The organism is Variovorax sp. YR566 (genome assembly GCF_051992195.1).
GTDB lineage: Bacteria > Pseudomonadota > Gammaproteobacteria > Burkholderiales > Burkholderiaceae_C > Variovorax.
Genome location: NZ_CP197092.1, coordinates 2,976,871 through 2,994,398, shown reverse-complemented (window position 1 = coordinate 2,994,398; position 17,528 = coordinate 2,976,871). Strand labels below are relative to the sequence as shown.

At 67.1% G+C, this 17,528-nt stretch carries 17 protein-coding genes; 13 read left to right on the top strand and 4 right to left on the bottom strand.

Annotated features, from left to right (window positions below; translation table 11 throughout):
* The first annotated feature begins 22 nt into the window (after positions 1-22).
* Genes ACTG4X_RS13935 through ACTG4X_RS13915 form a run of 5 tightly spaced genes read left to right on the top strand, consistent with a single transcriptional unit; the run spans position 23 to position 4,473 of the window.
* The gene (locus ACTG4X_RS13935) at positions 23-1,003 is read left to right on the top strand and encodes a Bug family tripartite tricarboxylate transporter substrate binding protein (RefSeq protein WP_440534071.1); all 981 of its coding nucleotides are present in this window, start codon (positions 23-25) and stop codon (positions 1,001-1,003) included.
* Between the two features lie 5 nt (positions 1,004-1,008).
* Positions 1,009-2,010 carry a Bug family tripartite tricarboxylate transporter substrate binding protein gene (locus tag ACTG4X_RS13930; RefSeq protein WP_440534070.1) on the top strand — a complete coding sequence of 334 codons (1,002 nt, stop codon included), beginning with the start codon at positions 1,009-1,011 and terminating at the stop codon, positions 2,008-2,010.
* Between the two features lie 23 nt (positions 2,011-2,033).
* Entirely contained in the window at positions 2,034-2,873 is an 840-nt protein-coding gene (locus tag ACTG4X_RS13925) for a metal-dependent hydrolase (RefSeq protein WP_307614404.1), read from the top strand.
* A 17-nt stretch (positions 2,874-2,890) separates the two neighbouring features.
* Positions 2,891-3,781, top strand: a complete 891-nt coding sequence (locus ACTG4X_RS13920) for a DUF1932 domain-containing protein (protein ID WP_440534069.1) — start codon at positions 2,891-2,893, stop codon at positions 3,779-3,781.
* 2 nt (positions 3,782-3,783) lie between these two features.
* A complete protein-coding gene (locus ACTG4X_RS13915) occupies positions 3,784-4,473 on the top strand; it encodes a substrate-binding domain-containing protein (RefSeq protein ID WP_426392433.1) in 690 nt (229 codons plus the stop codon).
* On the opposite strand, the gene ACTG4X_RS13910 is transcribed toward ACTG4X_RS13915, so the two are convergent.
* A complete protein-coding gene (locus ACTG4X_RS13910) occupies positions 4,470-5,375 on the bottom strand; it encodes a LysR family transcriptional regulator (RefSeq protein ID WP_093176467.1) in 906 nt (301 codons plus the stop codon). The genes ACTG4X_RS13915 and ACTG4X_RS13910 overlap by 4 nt on opposite strands.
* A gap of 75 nt (positions 5,376-5,450) precedes the next feature.
* On the opposite strand from ACTG4X_RS13910, the gene ACTG4X_RS13905 reads away from it, so the two are divergent.
* The 6 genes from ACTG4X_RS13905 to ACTG4X_RS13880 all read left to right on the top strand — a co-directional run bounded on the left by ACTG4X_RS13905 (position 5,451) and on the right by ACTG4X_RS13880 (position 11,173).
* Positions 5,451-6,323, top strand: coding sequence for an HpcH/HpaI aldolase/citrate lyase family protein (locus ACTG4X_RS13905; RefSeq protein ID WP_440534068.1), 873 nt, complete (start codon positions 5,451-5,453; stop codon positions 6,321-6,323).
* A gap of 60 nt (positions 6,324-6,383) precedes the next feature.
* On the top strand, positions 6,384-7,364 hold the full coding sequence (locus tag ACTG4X_RS13900) for a tripartite tricarboxylate transporter substrate binding protein (RefSeq protein WP_440534067.1): 981 nt from the start codon (positions 6,384-6,386) through the stop codon (positions 7,362-7,364).
* A gap of 14 nt (positions 7,365-7,378) precedes the next feature.
* A complete protein-coding gene (locus ACTG4X_RS13895) occupies positions 7,379-8,572 on the top strand; it encodes a CoA transferase (protein WP_440534066.1) in 1,194 nt (397 codons plus the stop codon).
* 3 nt (positions 8,573-8,575) lie between these two features.
* On the top strand, positions 8,576-9,451 hold the full coding sequence (locus ACTG4X_RS13890; RefSeq protein ID WP_440534065.1) for an amidohydrolase family protein: 876 nt from the start codon (positions 8,576-8,578) through the stop codon (positions 9,449-9,451).
* Positions 9,452-9,478: 27 nt separating this feature from the next.
* The gene (locus tag ACTG4X_RS13885) at positions 9,479-10,450 is read left to right on the top strand and encodes a tripartite tricarboxylate transporter substrate binding protein (protein ID WP_093176461.1); all 972 of its coding nucleotides are present in this window, start codon (positions 9,479-9,481) and stop codon (positions 10,448-10,450) included.
* Between the two features lie 153 nt (positions 10,451-10,603).
* Entirely contained in the window at positions 10,604-11,173 is a 570-nt protein-coding gene (locus ACTG4X_RS13880) for a thioredoxin family protein (protein ID WP_440534064.1), read from the top strand.
* Positions 11,174-11,484: 311 nt separating this feature from the next.
* On the opposite strand, the gene ACTG4X_RS13875 is transcribed toward ACTG4X_RS13880, so the two are convergent.
* On the bottom strand, positions 11,485-12,228 hold the full coding sequence (locus ACTG4X_RS13875) for a response regulator (protein WP_093052769.1): 744 nt from the start codon (positions 12,226-12,228) through the stop codon (positions 11,485-11,487).
* Positions 12,229-12,326: 98 nt separating this feature from the next.
* Entirely contained in the window at positions 12,327-13,358 is a 1,032-nt protein-coding gene (locus ACTG4X_RS13870; protein ID WP_093176459.1) for an alpha/beta fold hydrolase, read from the bottom strand.
* Between the two features lie 248 nt (positions 13,359-13,606).
* Here ACTG4X_RS13870 and ACTG4X_RS13865 point away from each other — a divergent pair, with 248 nt between their 5' ends.
* Both ACTG4X_RS13865 and ACTG4X_RS13860 read left to right on the top strand, forming a co-directional pair.
* Positions 13,607-14,974 carry an ATP-binding protein gene (locus ACTG4X_RS13865; RefSeq protein ID WP_440534063.1) on the top strand — a complete coding sequence of 456 codons (1,368 nt, stop codon included), beginning with the start codon at positions 13,607-13,609 and terminating at the stop codon, positions 14,972-14,974.
* A 37-nt stretch (positions 14,975-15,011) separates the two neighbouring features.
* Positions 15,012-16,787, top strand: a complete 1,776-nt coding sequence (locus ACTG4X_RS13860) for a cytochrome c biogenesis protein DipZ (RefSeq protein ID WP_440534062.1) — start codon at positions 15,012-15,014, stop codon at positions 16,785-16,787.
* 201 nt (positions 16,788-16,988) lie between these two features.
* On the opposite strand, the gene ACTG4X_RS13855 is transcribed toward ACTG4X_RS13860, so the two are convergent.
* A complete protein-coding gene (locus tag ACTG4X_RS13855; RefSeq protein ID WP_093052781.1) occupies positions 16,989-17,237 on the bottom strand; it encodes a hypothetical protein in 249 nt (82 codons plus the stop codon).
* Between the last annotated feature and the right edge of the window lie 291 nt (positions 17,238-17,528).

Below are 17,528 nucleotides of genomic sequence, written 5' to 3'. Positions count from 1 at the left end.
TTTGATTCTGGAGACAACACAAATGAAGCCCCTTTCCCGACGTCTCGCCCTTGGCGTTGCTGCACTGGCCGCGTTCGGCCAGCTCGGCATTGCCAGCGCGGCCGACGCCTTTCCGTCGAAGCCAGTGAAGATCCTCGTGGGCTACAGCGCCGGCGGCGCGGTCGATGCCATTGCGCGCTCGGTCGGCCTGCGGATGTCGGCCATCCTGGGCCAGCCGGTCATCGTCGAGAACAAGCCCGGCGCGGGCACCAACATCGCGGTGAAGTCCGTCATCACGAGCCCGCCCGACGGCTACACCTTGCTGCTGGCCGCCAACGCGCTGGCCGTGAATCCGTCGCTGTTCCAGCCAGCGCCCTACGACCTGGAGCGCGAGCTGACGCCAGTAGCGTCGGTCGGCCGGGTGCCCGTGGTGTTCACTGTGCGCGAAGAATCGGCCATCAAGACGCTGCCCCAACTGGTCGCTGCGGCCAAGGCCAAGCCGGGCAGCGTGACCGTCGCCACGCCAGGCAACGGATCGACACCGCACCTGGCCATGGAACTGTTCCAGCACACCGCCGGCCTGCAACTGCGGCATGTGCCGTACAAGGGCGGCGCGCAGGCGCTCACCGATGTGCTCGGCGGCCATGTGGACGTGGTTGCGGTCAATGCGCTCGAGGCACTGCCGCTCGCCAAGTCCGGCAAGCTGCGCGTGCTGGCGGTGATGAGCGCCGAACGCTCCGCCGTGCTGCCGGGCGTGCCGACCGTCGCCGAGTCGGGCTACCCGGGGTTCGAGGCCAGCGTGTGGTACGGCTTCGTCGGGCCGGCCGGGCTGCCGAAGCCCATCGTCGACAAGCTGCACGACGCCGTGCAGAAGGCCATCGACTCGCCCGAGGTGCGCTCACAGCTCGCCGCGGCCGGCGGCGTTCCGCTGCCGGGGCCGACCGAGCAGTTCGACAAGCTGCTCAAGGCCGACGTGGCGCGCTACGGCAAGCTCATCCGCGAAGCCAACATCAAGCCTGATTGATCGCCATGACCACAACAGGCATCACCCGTCGCCACGCCTGCCTCGCGGCAGCAGCCGCCGCCCTGCTGCCGGCAAGCCGCGCCGCCATGGCGCAGCAGGCCTATCCGTCCAAGCCGATCCGCATGGTCATTCCCTTCCCGCCCGGCGGCTCCACCGACGTGCTCGGGCGGGCCATCGGCATCGAGCTGGGCCGCGCGTGGCACCAGCCCGTGGTGGTCGACAACCTCCCCGGCGCCGGTGGTTCCATCGGTGCCGACAAGGTCGCCAAGTCGCCTGCCGACGGCTACACGCTGCTGATGGGGCACATCGGCACGCTGGCGATCAACCCGTCGCTGTACCCCAAGCTCGACTACGACCCCGTGCGCAGCTTTGCGCCCGTGGCCTGGGTGGCGCGCGTGCCGAACGTGCTCGTGGTGCATTCCTCCGTTCCGGCGCGCACGCTGGCCGAACTGGTCGCGCTGGCCAAGGCGCGGCCGGGCCAGCTGGCCTTTGGCTCCGGCGGCAACGGCAGCGCGGCGCACATCGCTACCGAATATCTGAAGCTGCAGACGGGCGCCTCTTTGCTGCACGTGCCTTACAGGGGCACGGCCCCGGCCGTCACCGATCTGCTCGCGGGCCAGCTGCAGCTGCTCTTCACCGGCGCGCCCGCCTTGCTGCCGCACATCAAGTCCGGCAAGCTGCGTGCGCTGGCGGTGTCGAGCCCGAAGCGCATCGCGCTGCTGCCCGACGTGCCGACGGTCGCGGAAAGCGGCGTGCCCGGCACCAAGGACTTCGAGGCCGACCAGTGGTACGGCGTGGTTGCTCCGGCCGGGACTCCCGCGGACCTCGTCGCCATGCTCAACCGGCAGATCAACCAGTCGCTCAACACGGCGGACGTTCATGCGCGGCTGGCAGCCGAGGGCGCCGAGCCCACGCCCACGACACCGCAGGCCTTCGGCCAGCTGATTGCGAGCGAAATGAAACGATGGGACCGCGTGATCAAGAGCGCTCACATCACCGTCGACTGAAGTTGGACAGGAACACACCGGCCATGAAATCGCTCGCCCGTCTGCTGCTCGCCCTTGTCGTCGCGGCACTGCTCGCCGCCTGCGCGCAATCGCCCCAATCGCCGCCCTCCACGAGTGGTGGCAAGACCGAAGTGCTCTGGCTCGGCCAGTCGGTATTCCGCATCACCACGCCGGGCGGCAAGGTGATCGTGACCGACCCGTGGCTCAAGCTGAATCCGCTGACGCCCGCGGCATACAAGAACCTCGAAGCCCTCGGCAAGGTCGACGTTCTGCTGGTCACGCATGGTCACTTCGACCACTTCGCGGATGCGCCTGCGCTGGCGCTGCTCAACCAGGTGCCGATGTACGCGCCCGGCGACATGAACCAGACGGTGGGCGTGCTCGGCATCCTGCCGCCCAACCTTGTGCCGCGCTTCAACAAGAGCGGCACGATCAACCCGGTGCCGGGCATCAAGGTGACTGCCGTGCACGCTGAGCACTCCTCGGTCATCGTGTGGAAGAACCCGGCCACCGGCAAGGACGAAGTGCACCCCGGCGGCGAGCCCGTGGGCTACATCATCGAGCTGGAGAACGGCTTCCGCATCTACCACATGGGTGACACGGGCCTGTTCGCCGACATGAAGTTCATCGCCGACTACTACAAGCCCGACCTCGTGCTGATGCCGATCGGCGGCCACTTCACGATGGACCCGGTGGACGCCGCCTACGCCACGCGCGAATGGCTCAAGCCGCGCGCGGTGATTCCGATGCACTATGGCGCCAACCCGCTCGGCAAGGGCACGCCCGACGAATACATCCGCGCGCTAGGCAGCACAAGCACGCGCGTGCTGGCTTTGAAGCCCGGCGAGAAGGCCATCTTCTGACAAGGACACACACGATCATGGGAACGACACTGGGCCTCATCGGCTACGGCGAAGTGGGCGGCATCTTCGGACGCGGGTTGCGCGGGCAAGGCGGCGTGGATGCCGTCTGGGTCTGGGACAAGCGCTTCGCCGATCCCGCGACGGGCGCGGCAGCGCGTACTGTGGCAGAAAGCGACGGAATGCACGTGGCGAGCGGCATGCAGGAGCTTTGCAGCCGCGCCGACCTGCTCATCTCCGCCGTCACCGCCTCCAACACGCTGGCGGTAGCCGAAGAGGCCGCTCGCCACGCGCGCGACGGCAGCCGTTTTCTCGATCTCAATTCGGCATCGCCCGGCACCAAGCAGCGCGCCGCGGCGGCGCTGGAGCCCGTGGGCGTCGCCTACGTCGAGGCCGGCGTCATGACCTCGGTGCCGCCCTACGGCATCCGCGTGCCGATGCTGCTGGGCGGCCCGCAGGCCGCAGCGCTTGCCGAAACGCTGAGCGGCTGGGGCATGGACGTTCGCGTGGTGAGCGACCAGCTCGGCGTGGCCTCGGCGATCAAGATGAGCCGCAGCATCATGATCAAGGGGCTGGAAGCGCTGGTCATCGAGAGCTACACCACCGCCAGGCGCTACGGCGTCGAAGCGCATGTGCTGCCGACGCTGAAGGAAACCTTTCCGCAGATCGACTGGGACAAGCAAGGCGCCTACTTCTTCAGCCGCGTCGTGCAGCACGGCAAGCGCCGCGCGGAAGAAATGCGCGAAGCGGCGCAGACCGTGCGCGAGGCTGGCTTCGAGCCCCTGATGACGGCCGCCATCGCGGCCAAGCAGGACTGGGTTGCGGCGCAGGCGCGCGATGGCCTGTTCGAAGGGCTGGATGCCGCAAGCGACTGGCAGGCCTACGCGGATCGCCTCATCGGCCGCGCATGACCATGTCGAATTCGATACGGGGCATCTGCTCCATGGCCACGAAGGGCCTGCTGCTGGAGCTGGCCGCGGCGTACACGCGCACGAGCGGCGTGCCGGTTTCGTTCGAGGCGGTGGGCGGCGTAGATGCCGCACGGCGCGTTTCGGCAGGAGAGCCATTCGACGTGGTGGTTCTCGCCTCGGATGCCATCGACAAGCTGGCGGCTGCCGGCAAGGTGGACGCATCGCGCAAGACCGACGTGGTGCGCTCCGGCGTTGCCGTGGCCGTTGCCGCGAACGCCGCGCGAGTCGATATCTCCACCGAAGAAGCGGTGCGGCGCGCCGTGCTGGATGCGGCCAGCGTCGCGTATTCGACCGGGCCCAGTGGCGTTGCCCTGGCCGCGCTGTTCGAGCGCTGGGGCATCGCCGACACCATCAAGGGCCGATTGGTACAGGCGCCACCCGGCGTGCCGGTGGGCTCGTTGATCGCACGCGGAGAAGCTGCGCTGGGCTTTCAGCAACTGAGCGAGCTGATCGGTGTCGAAGGCATCGCACTGCTGGGGCCGCTGCCGCCGGCAATCCAGATCACCACGGTGTTCAGCGCAGCGCCGGGCTCGTTCGCTTCGCAGCCGGACGCCGCAAGCGGGCTGCTCGCGTACCTGGCCTCCGGCGACAGCGCAGAAGCCAAGCGCCGGCACGGCATGGAGCCTGCCTAACGGGTCACAGACTTGCGAGAGCCGTTTCCCTTCCCGGCAATGACAAGCCCCGCACTCTCGACAAAGCCGTGAATCAACCTCAGCCGTGGCGACGCCCGCAGCCACAGCACGCCGAAGCGCCGCGTCTCCGAAGGCAGCGGCAGCGGGATCTTGGCGATGCGCTGCCCGTCGAGCAGCGGCGAAGCGATGTCGGGCACGACCGACACGCCGAGGCCTCGGTCGACCATCATCGCAATTGCCAGCAATGAACTGAGTTCGAAGCGCTCCTGCGGCACGATGCCCGCCGAACGCAGGTAGCGGTCGGCCTGCTTGCCACCGCCGAGGTTGCGGTCGTAGCGGATGAGCGGAGAGGTTCGCAGCAGCTCGTGGGGATCGCGCCGCGCGAGGCGGCTCGGCGCGAGCAGCACCAGGGGTTCTTCGCGCAGCAGGGCCCAGTCGAAGGTCTTCGCAAGCGCGAACGGTGGATACAGGCACACGGCAGCATCGAGCTCGCCCTGCTGCATCGCCTTGTAGAGCGTGGCAGTGTTGCCCGACTGCAGGTACACCTTGACGCCCGGATGCGTCTTCACGAAGCGCGCGAGGATGTCCGGCAGCAGGCTGTGGATGGCCGTGTTGATGGTGCCGATGACCAGCTCGCCGCCGGCCGCCTCGCTGCCCACCAGCGCCTTGATGTCGCTCACCTCGCGCAGCAGCGTACGGGCCCGCTGCACCAGCCGGTGCCCCGCCTCGGTCGGCTGCACCGTGCGGCCGGCGCGCGCGAGCAGCGGTGCGTTGAGCTCCCGCTCCAGCGCGCGGATCTGCTGCGCCACCGCGCCGGGCGTCAGGTCGAGCCGGCGCGCGGCCTCCGACATCGAGCCCGACTCCACCACCAGAAGAAAGCTTTGCAGGTAGGCCGTTTCCATGAAGAAAGATTTTCTGCGATCTGATCGCAGGGAGCAGCTGTTTTTCTCTTCTCATGAACTGCGGACACTGCATGCATGAGAAGCAAACTCTTCGTTCCCGGCACCCGTCCTGAACTGTTCGCCAAGGCACTGGCCAGTGCGGCGGACGCCATCTGCCTCGACCTGGAAGACGCGGTGTCCGAGCCGCGCAAGGACGAGGCACGCGAGACCGTGCGCCAGCTGCTGCTTGCCAGCGGCGATGCGGCCTCCTCGCAAAAGACACTGATCGTTCGTGTCAACGCCATGGACACGCCGCACTTCGAGCGCGACGTGGCGGCGGTGACGCAGCCCGGCGTGCATCTGATCAACCTGCCGAAGCCGCAAAGCCCGGCGCACGTACGCACGGCGGTAGAAGTCATCGAGCGCGCCGAACGCGTCAACGGCGTGCAGGCGCCCATCGGCCTGCTGCTGAACATCGAGACACCCACCGCCCTGCGCACGGCAGCGGAACTCGCACTGGCGCATCCGCGGGTGGCGGGGCTGCAGCTGGGGTTGGGCGACCTGTTCGAGCCGCTGGGCATCGCCCGGCGCGAACCTTCCGCGATTCGCCAGGCCATGTTCGCGGTGCGCATCGCAGCCGGCGAAGCGGGCGTGTATGCCTACGACGGCGCATTCGCGAACATCCGCGATGCCGAGGGCTACCGCGCCGAAGCCATGCTGGCGCGCGACCTCGGGTTTCTGGGCAAGACCTGCATCCACCCGAGCCAGATCGCCATCGCCAACGAGGTGTTCCGCCCCACCGACGAAGAAATCGCGCACGCCTGCAAGGTGGTCGAGGCGGCCCGCGAGGCCGATGCCAACGGCGTCGGTGCCTACGTGGTGGACGGAAAAATGATCGACATCCCCTTCGTGATTCGCGCGCGCGCCATCGTCGAGAGTGCACGCAGCCTTGGGCTGCTTCCCAATTGAGCCTTGGGCTGCTGCCTGGATGAGCCGAGCTTCCTATTAATAAAAACCGGAGACAAGACAATGCATTTCCCATCCTTCCTTCGCCCGCGCGTGCTCGCTGTTGTTGCAGCGGCAGCGCTCGCCGGCGCGGCATTCGCCCAGGGCGCCTATCCCGGCAAGGCCATCACGATCGTGGTGCCCTACCCGGCCGGCGGCTCGAACGACACCTTCGCGCGACAGGTGGCCAAGGAACTGGGCGACCAGCTCAAGCAGCCCGTGATCATCGACAACCGCCCCGGCGCGAGCGGCAACACCGGCACGGCGCAGGTGGCGCGCGCCGCGCCCGACGGCTACACGCTGGTGGCGGTGTCGTCCAGCATGACGACCAACGCAGCCGTGCAATCGAAGATGCCCTTCGATCCGGTGAAAGGCCTCGCACCCGTGGCAATGTTCGCCAAGGGCCCATTCATCGTCGCGGTCAACAACGAATTTCCCGCGAAGACGCCGGCCGAGCTGATCGCCGCCATCAAGGCCAAGCCGGGCCAGTACAACTACGCCTCGTCGGGCTCGGGCAGCGTGAACCAGTTCGGCACCGAGCTGCTCAAGGCCAAGGTGGGCGACCTGCAGATTGCGCACATCCCCTACAAGGGCATGGGTCCGGCCGTGACCGACCTGATCGGCAACCAGACGCAACTGCTGATCTCGAGCGGCCCCTCGCTGCTGCCGATGGTGCGTGCCGGCAAGCTGCGCGCCGTGGGCATCACGAGCCTGAAGCCCAGCCCCGTCGCGCCTGATCTCACGCCAATGGCCACCGCGGTGCCCGGCTACGAATTCGAACTCTGGTGGGGCTTGCTGGCCCCGGCCGGTACGCCGCCCGACGTGGTCGCCAAGCTCAATGGCGCCGTCAACCAGATCCTGGCCAGGCCCGAGATCACGGCCAACTTCCTGCGCGAAGGCGCCATCGCCACGCCGCTCACGTCGGCCCAGTTCGGCACCGTGATCGCCGACGACGTGGAACGCTGGAAGAAGCTGGCCAAGCAACAGAACATCACAGCCGACTGAGGAAAGAAGAACCCATGAGCACTACCGCCCCCGACAACGCTGGCGACGACAAGCACCTGCCCGCGCGCCAGGGCCCCGCCGGGCCGTTGAGCGGCCTGCGCGTGCTCGACCTGAGCGCCTACATCGCGGGCCCGTACGGTTGCTCGCTGCTGGCCGACCAGGGCGCGGAAGTCATCAAGATCGAGCCGCCCACGGGCGACAACCTGCGCAAGTACCCATCGACGCTGGAAGCCGAGAGCCGTGCGTTCATCGGCGTCAACCGCAGCAAGCTGGGCGTGGTGCTCGACCTCAAGAACCCGCAGGACCTCGCCGCGCTGATGGCGCTGGTGCGCACGGCCGACGTGCTGGTGCACAACTTCCGCCCCAGCGTGCCGCCACGGCTGGGCATTGCGTACGACCAGCTGAAGGCCGTAAACCCACGCCTGATCTACTGCGCCGTCACCGGCTATGGCGAGACCGGGCCGCTGCGCGAGAAGGCGGGCTACGACCAGGTGCTGCAGACCATGACCGGCATGTGCGCGCTGCAGGGCAAGCGCGGCGAGCCGCCCGAGATCATCTACGGCTCGGTGGTCGACTACTACGCGGCCGCGCTGGTGGCTGCCGGCGTGGCCTCTGCGCTGTACGAGCGGGAGAAAAGCGGCGAAGGCCAGTTCGTCGGCGTTTCGCTGCTGCGCTCCGCGCTCACGATGCAGTCGGCCCGCATGGTGTGGGCCGAGGGCGAGCCGAAAGACGTGGGGCGCGACATGCGCTCGGGCGGCATCACCGGTCTTCACCCCACGCGCGAGGGGCACATCTACATCTCGGCCAACACGCCGCACTTCTGGCAGGCGCTGTGCGTCAAGGTCGACCTGCCGGAGCTGGCGGGCGACGAGCGCTACGACTCGGTGCGCAAGCGCGCGCAGCACGCCGCCGAGATCGTTCCGAAGCTGCGCGCCGCGCTGGCCGCGCGCACCGCGCTCGAATGGGAAGAACTGTTCGGCGAGGAAGTGCCCTGCGCGGCAGCACGCACCGTGGAAGACATGTTCGACAACGAACAGGTGCTGGCCGAGGACATGGTGGCGAACTTCGCGCACCCCACGCTCGGCTCGTACCGCGGCTTCACCCGGCCGGTGCGATTCGGCCGTACGCCGGGGCCCGAGCCCTTTGCCGCGCCGACGCTGGGGCAACACACAGCAGGCGTGCTGGCCGCGCAGCGCTTGGACGAATAGGACATGCCCACCGATAACGTGGTGCCCCACAGCAGCGGCACTCGCAAGCCCGCAAGCGCGGCACCCGAAGGCGCATGCGACGCGCACATGCATGTGTACGACCGACGCTTCGCGCTGCACGGGCCGCCCGATGCCATGCTCGACCACGCCACGGCCGCCGACTACCGCCTGCTGCAGCAACGCATCGGCACACAGCGCACGGTGGTCGTTCAGCCGCGCGCCCACGGCACGGACAACAGCGTGACGCTGGCCGCCATTCAAGCGCTTGGCGCCGAGCACACGCGCGGCGTGGCGGTGGTGCGGCCCGAGGTGAGCGATGCCGAACTCGAACGCCTGCACGCGGGCGGCATCTGCGGCATCCGGTTCACGCTGTACACACCGGCGAATGCGGCAACGGACTTCGCCATGGTCGAGCCGCTGGCGCAGCGCGTGCATGCGCTCGGCTGGCATGTGCAGTTGCACTGGAACGCCGACCAGATCGTCGAGCACGCGGCGCTGCTCGCGCGCCTGCCCTGCACGATCGTCTTCGATCACCTTGCCCGCCTGCCGCTGCCCGACGCGCTGGCGCATCCCGCATACGACGTCGTGCGCCGGCTGCTCGACAACGGCCGCACCTGGATCAAGCTGTCAGGCGCCTACCTGGATTCGCGTGTGGGCGCGGCAGGCGGCTACGCCGACACGACCGGCATCGCACAAGCCTGGGCGCAGCAGACACCCGACCGCGTGGTGTGGGGCAGCGACTGGCCCCACCCGACCGAGCGCACCGCCAAGCCTGACGACGCTCAGCTGTTCGACCTGCTGGGCCAGTGGGTTCCCGACGAGGCCGCGCGCCGCCGCGTGCTGGTCGACAACCCGGCGCGGCTCTACGACTTTTCCTGAACTACAAGCAAACTCCGAGACATTGGCATGAAGCAACCACAGAAGCGCCTTCTGAAATCCGTCGTAGCGCTGGCCGCCTGCGCCGCTCCCCTGCTGGGCTGGGCCGCCTGGCCCGACAAGCCGATCCGCATGGTGGTGCCGTACGCCGCGGGCGGCGGCGCCGACAACACCGCGCGCATCGTCGCGCAGCAGATGAGCGCTGCGCTGGGCCAGCAGATCGTCATCGACAACAAGCCGGGCGCGGGTGGCGTGATTGGCGCCGATAACGTGGCCAAGGCGGCCGGCGACGGCTACACCGTGCTCTACGACGCATCGGCGTTCTCGGTGAATCCGTCGCTGCGCAAGCTGCCCTTCGACGCGGCGAAAGACTTCATTCCCGTGTCGCTGGTCGCCACCGCGCCGCAGATCCTCGTCGTGCCGACGAGCGCGCCGTACAAGACCGTCGCGGAGTTCATCGACTTCGCGCGCAAGAACCCGGGCAAGCTGAGCTTTGCGTCGGCGGGCGGCGGCACCGGCTCGCACCTGGCGGGCGAGGCGCTGAACGAGCAGGCGAAGATCAACCTGATGCACGTGCCCTACAAGGGCGGCGCGCCCGCACTCACCGACGTGATGGGCGAGCAGGTGTCGGCCTATTTCGGCAACGTGGCGTCGACGCTGGGGTACGTCAAGGGCGGCAAGCTGCGCGCGCTGGGCGTGAGCTCCATCAAGCGCGTGCCGGGGCTGCCCGACACGCCGACGCTCGCGGAGTCGGGCCTGCCGGGCTACAACGTGGTTGAATGGAACGGCGTATTCCTGCCCAAGGGCACGCCGGCCGACATCGTGCAGAAACTCGGCAAGGCGGTGCAGGCTGCGGTCAACGACCCGACGGTGCGGCAGAAGCTGCTGCAGCTCGGCCTGGAGCCGGCCGGCACCACGCCCGAGGCCTTCGCGAAGTTCGTGCAGGACGAGACGGGAAGAGTGAGCGCGCTGGTGAAGGCACGCAACATCAGGGTCGATTGATCCTGCACTCGACTGGGTGTGCGTGAAACGTAGTGTGTGGGTTTCCCCCCGCGGATACAGAGGCATACGCGTTTCGCGCCACGGCAGGGTGGCCCAACGAAGAATCGGCTCCGTTCACAGACGAACGCCCGTCACTCTTCCGAAGGAACCACCATGCGCTTTCGCTCTTCCACCCTCTTCTTCGCCGTTGCCATCGCGGCCTCGGCGGCGGCCCTCACGCTGACCTTTGCCGCACCATCGCCGCTCGGCGGTGACGTTCCGGCTGCCGAGGCGGTGCCCGCGCCTGAATTCCAGAACATCGACGCCTGGCTCAACTCGCAACCGCTGAAGCTCGGTGAGCTGCGCGGCAAGGTCGTGCTGGTCGACTTCTGGACCTACACCTGCATCAACTGCCTCAACCACCTGCCTTACGTGAAGGACTGGAACGAGAAGTACAAGGACAAAGGCCTGGTCGTCGTCGGCGTGCACACGCCGGAGTTCGCGTACGAAAAGTCGACGAAGAACGTGAAGGACGCGATCCAGCGGCTGCAGATCAAGCACGCGGTGGCGCAAGACAACAGCTACGGCACCTGGAAGGCCTTCAGGAACCAATATTGGCCTGCGGTGTACCTGATCGACAAGCAGGGAAAGATCGTCTATTCGCACTTTGGCGAAGGCAGCTATGGCACCACCGAGAAGAAGATTCAGGCGCTGTTGGCTGAGCCTTCGCCGACTGGCTCCTGAGACGGGAGTTGCACTGTTCAGGGCGTGATCGTTCAGCGCAGCGGTGATCGGCCAGCACAAGAGCTGCGCCCATGTGCGAATGGCACCGGGTGCTCCCCGCAGCGAAATAAAGGAGGAGGCCGCAGGCCGGGGGCCATTCGCGGAGGAGAGCACCCGGTGTCATTCGCACTCACCCCGAACACGAACACACAAACACAACAAACGCTGGAACAACAGAATGAAGAAGCTCTGGTTCGCCCTACTCTTCCTAGCCGGCGGCATCACCCACGAGATACGCAACCCGGTGAGCTGCCAGTGCATCACAGCACGATTCAGTCCAACGCCTCGACAGTCGAGGAAAAAACGTAGCCCTCGCTGCGCACGGTCTTGATGAAGCGCGGCTCGCGCGCATCGTCTCGCAGACGCTGACGCAGCCGGCTCACGAGCAGGTCGATCGAACGCTCGAAAAGCTCGGCCTCGCGCCCCTGCGTGAGACTCAGCAACTGGTCGCGGCTCAGCACCTTCTGCGGATGGTCGAGAAATACGCGCAGCAGCCGGTACTCCGCACCGCTGAGAGCCACCATCACCCCGCTGTCGTCGATCAGGTGGCGCGCAGTGGTGTCTACCTGCCACTCGCCGAACCCCAGCTTCGAAGCCGACTCGGTCGAGCGCATGTTCGGCGGCAGCATGCGCGTGCGGCGCAGCACCGAGCGCATGCGCGCCAGCAGTTCGCGGGCGGAAAACGGCTTGGCCAGATAGTCGTCGGCGCCCATTTCCAGACCGAGGATGCGGTCCGCCTCCTCGCTGCGCGCAGTGAGCATGAGGATCGGCGTCGCCTTGTACTTGCCCGTGCGAAGGTCACGGCACAGCGTGAGCCCGTCTTCGCCCGGCAGCATCAGGTCGAGGATGATGAGATCGAACGGCCCCGACTCCTCCAGCGCCGCGCGCATGTGCCGCCCCGTGGGCACCGCGACCACGCGCAGACCGTTCTTGACCAGGTACGTGGTGAGCAGTTCGCGGATTTCCCGGTCGTCGTCGACGATGAGGATGTGGTCGGAGGTCTTCGAGGTCGTCATGCAGGTGGCCGATACGTCGGAAGCCGCAATGTAGCCCGGCTGCGGGCCGGGACAAGCGGGTTTGTATTCCTGTGTATCCGGCACCCCGGACGGCCACACTACGTTGCCGACGCGAGCTTCCACACCGCATCGGCAAAGACTTGCGGCGTCTCCTGCGGCACGTTGTGGCCCGCGTTCACGACCAGGTGCGTGCGCGGCCCGGTGAACTTGGCTGCGTAGGCCTTGCCGTCAGTGGCCGGCACGACACCGTCGGAGTCGCCGTCCATCGTGATCGCTGGCACCTTGATCGTCGGAAACGCGGCCAGGCGCTTCTCGTATTCCTCGTACTGCGCGAAGCCGTCCGCAAGACCGAGGCGCCAGCGGTAGTTGTGGATGACGATCTGCACGTAGTCAGGGTTGTCGAACGACGCGGCGGTGCGCTCGAAGGTGGCGTCGTCGTATGCCCACTTCGGCGAATTCGTGGTCCACAGGATGCGCGCGATGTCGCGCCGGTTCGCTTCCAGCCCGAGGCGGCCGCGCTCGGTGGCGAAGTAGTACTGGTACCACCAGCCCAGCTCGACCTTCGCAGGCAGCGGCAGCTTGTTGCCGGGGCGGTTGGTCATGATGTAGCCGTTGACCGAGAGCAGCCCGATGCAGCGCTCGGGCCAGAGCGCCGCGATGATGCAGCCGGTACGCGCGCCCCAGTCGTAGCCGACGATGACGGCGCGGTCGATCTTCAGGGCGTCGAGCAGCGCGATCTGGTCGAGCGCCACCGCCGCCTGCTGCGCGGAGCGGGGGTTGGCGCTGTCGAGAAAGCGCGTGGTGCCGTGGCCGCGCAGGTGCGGCACGATGACTCGGCAGCCACGGGCCGCGAGCAGCGGCGCGACTTCGGCATAGCTGTGGATGTCGTAGGGGTAGCCGTGCATCAGCAGCACCGGAATACCGTCGGCAGGGCCGGCCTCGTAGTAGCCGACATCGAGCTCACCGGCCTTGATCTGGCGGATGGGCTCCAGCTTGCGCGGCTTGGCAGCGGGCACGGCATCGGCCGCGTGGACGGTGCTGCTCATGAATGCCAGCTCGACGGCGGCGAGGCTGGCGGCGGCGCCTCCCAGCAGGAAACGGCGTTGACGGTTGACGGGTTCTTCGGACATGGGGTGTTCCTTTGTTTGTGTTGGCGACGGAACGATTGAATGCGCGGGATGTATGCGGCATGTGTCATGCCAGGGGTGTTCTTGTATGGCCGTGTGTACGGGCTGCGCCGGATACACGGCCATACAAAGCCGAAGCTGCGACGGCATCTGAGCCCCGGCAGGTAATGTTGTATGTCCCGTTTGCCGCCCAACACACTGCAATACAAAGAAGTGATCTGCGGCGCGAGCCCGGGTCTATAAACCAGCCCATGCCTACATCCGCAAGCCTCCCCGCACCCCTCGCCCCGGTCAACCCCGCAGGCCTGCGCCGGCTGCTGCCCCGCTCGCTGTTCTCGCGCGTGACGCTGATCATCGTCATCGGGCTGGCCATTGCACAGCTGCTGACCTTCACGGCGATCCGCTACGAACGCGGCATCGCGATGCGAGAGCTGATGATGATCGGCATCGAGCGCGACATCGCGAGCTCGGTCGCCATCCTCGACCGGCTGCCGGCCGCCGAGCGCGAAAGCTGGCTCGCGCGGCTGGAGCGACGCAACTACCGCTTCGTGCTGGGCGGCAGCGCACAGGGCACGCCGCCCGACACGCCGATGTCGCAACAGTTCGCCGCTGCCATCGTCGATGCGATGCGCCCATTCCAGATCGTCAAGGTCGGCCAGGTGGGCAGCCCACCGCAAAGCTTGCAGATCCAGGTGCGGCTGTCGGACGGGTCTTCCGTGATCGTGCATGCGCGGCGCGTGGACATGCCGGTGTCGAGCTGGGTGATGTGGCTGTTGTGGATACAGCTGCTGGTGCTGGCCGTGTGCGCCTGGTATGCGGTGCGGCTGGTCACGCGGCCGCTGGCGCAGCTGGCCGATGCGGCCGACGAACTGGGGCCCGATCTGAAAGGGCAGCAGTTGCCCGAAGAAGGCCCGACCGAGGTGAAGCACGCGGCGCGCGCATTCAATGCAATGCAGAAGCGCATTGCGGGCTACATGGCCGAGCGCGTGGAAATCCTCGCGGCCATCTCGCACGACCTGCAGACGCCCATCACCCGCATGCGGCTGCGCACCGACCTGATGGACAGCGATCAGGACCGCGACAAGTTCCGCCAGGACCTCGATGCGATGCACGCCCTGGTGCGCGAAGGCGTGACCTACGCGCGCACGCTGCACGGTGCCACCGAGCCGCCTTGCCGCATCGACGCCAATGCACTGTTCGAGAGCATGGTGGCCGACTACGAGGACTCGGGCGAGCAGGTGCTGCTCGAGGGCCGCACAGGCGAGCCCATCGTGACTCGGCCGAATGCGCTGCGGCGGATCTTGACGAACCTGATCGACAACGCGCTGAAGTTCGGCACTGACGTGCGCCTGCAGGTACATGCCGAGGCCGACCGGCTGGTGCTGGCCGTGGTCGACAACGGACCGGGCATTCCGCCCGACCAGTTGGAGAACGTGCTCAAGCCCTTCTACCGCGTGGAAGGCTCACGCAACCGCAACACCGGCGGCACCGGACTGGGCCTGGCCATCGCCCACCAACTGGCAATGGCGATGGGCGCGGAACTGGTGCTGCGCAACCGACCCGAAGGCGGGCTCGAAGCCCGGCTGACCATGAGCACGCGCGCAGCGCCGCCGAACTGAGCCGCGCCCTCATCCCTCCATTGACCAGACTCCGACCATGCTCCTCCTCATCGTTGCCTACCTGGGTGGTGTGCTCACCATCCTGAGCCCGTGCATCCTGCCCGTGCTCCCGTTCGTCTTTGCGAGGGCCGATCGGCCGTTCCGCTCGCATGGCCTGCCGATGCTGCTGGGCATGGCGCTGGCGTTCTCGGCCATCGCCACACTGGCGGCGGTGGGCGGCGGCTGGGTCGTAGCGCTCAACGAGTACGGGCGCCTTGCGGCGATCGCGTTGCTGGCGGTGTTCGGCGTGACGCTGCTGTTTCCATCGGTGGCCGACCGGCTGAGCCGTCCGCTGGTGGCGCTTGGCTTGCGGTTGTCGGGGCCTGCCTCGGCGAAGGCGTCGGTGTTCTCGCCGCTGCTGCTGGGGGTGGGCACGGGGCTGCTGTGGGCGCCGTGCGCGGGGCCGATCCTCGGGCTGATCCTGACTGGCGCCGCACTCAACGGCGCGAGCATCGGCACGTCGTTGTTGTTGCTGGCCTATGCGGCCGGTGCGTGTACCTCGCTGGCGGCTGCGCTGCTCTTTGGCGGGCGGTTGTTCTCGGCGATGAAGGGGTCGCTGCGCACCGGTGAATGGATGCGGCGCGTGGCCGGCGTGTCCGTTCTTGTGGGCGTCGGCGCTATTGCGCTGGGGCTGGATACCGGGCTGCTCAGCCGCCTCTCTGTCGGCACAACTTCGGCGTTGGAGAAAGCACTGGTGGAGAAGATCGACATGCCCATGCCATCGCCGCAACCTCAGGCCTCCATCGACCCGGGCGGCCTGATGCTGACGTCGACGCAACCGGAGCCGAAGAAGCCCGCATTGGCACTGCCCGACGAAGGTGGCTTTCCTTCGCTGGCCGGCGCCACCGAATGGCTCAACTCCGCGCCGCTGACGCCCGAGGGCCTGCGCGGCAAGGTCGTGCTGGTCGACTTCTGGACCTACTCGTGCATCAACTGCCTGCGCACCCTGCCCTACGTTCGCGCATGGGCCGAGAAATACAAGGACGCGGGGCTGGTGGTGGTCGGCGTGCATGCGCCGGAGTTCGCGTTCGAGAAGCAGCCTGCCAACGTGCGCCGCGCAACGAAGGACCTGGGCATTGGCTTCCCGGTGGCCGTCGACAGCAACTACGCGATCTGGCGCTCTTTTGGCAATCAGTACTGGCCGGCGTTCTATGTCGTCGATGCGCAGGGGCGCATCAGGCATCACCAGTTCGGCGAGGGGCAGTACGCGAAGTCGGAGCAAGTCATCCAGCAGTTGCTGGCGGAAGCCGGGCGGCCGGTTGTGCCGGCCGACACGGTTTCGCCGGAAGGCCAGGGTACGCAGGCTGCGGCGGCTGCGTCGCCGGCCCTGTCGGGCGAGACCTACCTGGGCTACGAGCGCGCGCAGAGCTTCGCCTCGCCTGGTGGCATCGCGAAGGATCGTGCGCGGGTCTATCCCGCGGCTTCATCACTGCGCGCCAACCAGTGGGCACTGAGCGGCGAATGGGCGGTGGAAAGCGAACGCGCGGTGCTGGTGCGGGCCAATGGGCGCATCGCCTATCGCTTTCATGCACGCGACCTGCATCTGGTGCTCGGCCCGTCGGCCGATGGCAAGCCCGTGCGCTTCAAGGTTCTGATCGACGGCAAGCCACCGCTGGCAGACCACGGCACCGATACCGATGCGCAAGGCAACGGCACCATCGATGGACAGCGCCTGTACCAACTGGTGCGCCAGACGGCGAACGAAAAAGACCGCCTGTTCGAAATCGAATTTCTCGACGCGGGCGCACAGGCCTACGTGTTCACCTTCGGCTGATCGCCCTTGGTGCTCCTTACAGGTGCTGCGCTACAAGCACCACGGCCCCGGCGATAGAAATGGCGCCGCCGACGAACTTCCTGAATGCCTTCATGGCGTTGTTCTCCTTCAGTGAAGCTCAATGGTGCCGCGCGGTGGGGTGTTCGTGGGTTGGGAATCCTCATGCTCGGGATAGAAAACCCCAACCCACAAGAGCAGCATCTACGACTTGGCAGCCGGCAAGGAGAGCCGCTCTCTCGCGAACTGGCTGGCCCGAAGCCGCACACGCTGCAATGCAGCCTCCAGCGTGGGCTGCTGCATGAATACGACCACTCCCCGCCTGAGTCCGCGAAGGCTCAACTCGGCAACGCCCGCATAGCGGCCGCTGGTGGTCTGCTTGATATCGATGCGGCTCGACCAGCCATCGGGCAGGTTGACGAGGAGTTGTAGTTGTTGCTGTGTGACGTTCATGTTGGGGCTGAGGATAGGCCTCGAACCCGCAGCGCCCCAAGGAACTAGTTCCTTTGCATTAGCAATACTTCAAGATTGCCATCAGGGGGATATCCGGTGCGCCCTCATCCTCAATGTCTCCCAGATTGGTCGCGATCATCGGCTTGCCCGCCTCCCTCCGGCGGGCTCCTCCCTCCGACCCCATGCGCAAGAACGGGGTCCTTCAGCTCGCCTTTGTGCGAGCTTTTTTTTGGCTGCCCGCAAGAGCCGCGTCCATTTTTCTGGGCCAAAGAAAAACGGGTTACACCTTGT